The sequence below is a fragment of the Thalassobacillus sp. C254 genome (assembly GCF_001310615.1).
The window spans coordinates 1-1,023 of the sequence record NZ_BAXQ01000071.1; the positions used below are offsets into that span (position 1 = coordinate 1).

Annotated in this window: 1 pseudogene; it reads right to left on the reverse strand. The window is 54.3% G+C overall.

The features are described 5' to 3' along the window. Positions 1-1,023, reverse strand: a pseudogene (locus tag JCM19033_RS21680) (4Fe-4S dicluster domain-containing protein); the annotation flags it as partial.

Sequence of the window (1,023 nt, forward strand, 5' to 3'; positions counted from 1 at the left end):
ACCGGGCACTGGTCCTCACAGTTTCGGCACGTTGTACAGGCCCAGAGCTCTTCCTCCGTGATGACATCGCCAATCAGGTTCACCTGTTCAAAGGAAGCGGCCGCTTCTTCGGCTCCCTGGGAGGCAAGCTGGTTTCCTTTCGTATGGCTGAACGCGTACGCCGGAAGCCACGGGGACTTGGAGGTGACGGCCGCGCCTTTCTCGGTGAGATGATCCCGCATTTTCAGAAGAAGATCCATCGGGGATAAGATCTTCCCGGTGCCCGTCGCCGGGCACATATTCGTGCAGCGCCCGCACTCCACACAGGCGTATAAGTCAAGAAGCTGTTTCTGGTTAAAGTTTTCAATGCGCCCGACCCCGAACTCTTCCTGGGACTCGTCTTCAAAATCAATCTTTGACAGCTGTCCCACCTTATTGGTGCGCCCGAACCAGACGTTTGCCGGTCCTGCGAGTAAGTGGGCGTGCTTGGACTGAGGCACATACACCAGGAAGGTCAGCAAAATGAGCAGGTGAACCCACCAGGCCACGTAGAAAATGGCTCCGGCCGCCGTGGCCGATAACGGGGAAAAGGCAGCTCCAATCACCGAAGCGATCGGCTCAAATCCCGGTCAGGGATTTCCCCAGCCACACCATTTCGGCTCCTTTGGCGACCAGCTTTGACACCATCAGGCCGCCGATAAAAATCAGGACCAGTCCTGCTTTCCAATTTCGTTTCAGGCGGACGAGCTTTTCAATATAGCGGCGGTGAAAGGCCCAGACGACCGCCACCAGAATCATGACAACGACGGCTTCCTGAAACAACGTGAAAACAGGGTACACCGGGCCCAGCGGGAGGTGGGACCCGGGATTCAGCCCTTTCCAAATCACATCAATGGCACTAAACTGAACAAGCAAAAAGCCGTAAAAGAACATGACATGAATGATGCCGCTTTTCTTGTCCTTAAGCAGTTTTTTCTGTCCGAAAACGTTTTCAACAATGGCGTTCCAACGCTCTTTTGCCGTATGTTCAAACTCAGCCTTCTT